The organism is Pseudomonas sp. P4_C3 (genome assembly GCF_056402075.1).
In genome coordinates this window covers 1-716 of sequence record NZ_JBFUIC010000753.1, presented here as the reverse complement: position 1 = coordinate 716, position 716 = coordinate 1, and the positions used below count along the sequence as shown (strand labels likewise).

Here is a 716-nt window from a genome sequence, read left to right as displayed (position 1 = left end):
TCTACGATCCGTTCATCTATCTGTCGGGTTGCTTTAAGCCTTACCTGCATCGAAACACTATCAATCCCGACAACCGTTCTGGCGACTATGCAAACAGCGTTTTGCCGTCAAGCACCRTAACTACCGATAACGGCACGACCAAGACGGTGCTGAGCGGAAACGATATGAACAAGGCGCGTTTGTATCATGTGAACAGTGGGGTGACAGGCGCGGTGGTGTACCTCGACAAGTATCAGACCTACTACAACGGAGCGGCTTTGGCCTCTTCTGGTACGGTCGTAGCGGAGGCTCTCGCAGGATGAAAATTCAGTACACACAATGGCCGCGCAGCGGGAAGATCAGCGCGAAGCTCGTCTACGCCGACGGTACCCATAAGGTCGGTCCTCCTTGCGATACGGAAAAGGTAGCTCTGGCTGCAGCCAGGAAGGCTGAAGCGGAGAAGTAGCCCAAGCGATCCTATGCCAGGGACGGCTGGTGTGTTGTCGCAGACCAGTCTCAAAGCTGATAGCATGCCGGCCTACTGACTATATGTTCGCCTAAAGGACGACTGGCAATGACTTTGGCCAAGGTAATACGCTGTGCATCGCCGAAACGGATTACGTTGGCGGGGTTGGCCCTGGTTTTGATTTCTTCCTCTGCGCTGGGCTCGTCTTTGGTAGAGTAAGCAGCTGCAGCTTGGAAAACGGCAGATCAGGAAGCGAGAGATTGTAGTATCC

At 54.0% G+C, this 716-nt stretch carries 1 protein-coding gene; it reads left to right on the top strand.

Annotation, left to right across the window (positions count from 1 at the left end; genetic code table 11):
- On the top strand, window positions 1–302 hold a 302-nt coding region (locus AC1DVH_RS32260), incomplete at its 5' end, for a hypothetical protein (RefSeq protein ID WP_477757189.1).
- Window positions 303–716 lie beyond the last annotated feature (414 nt).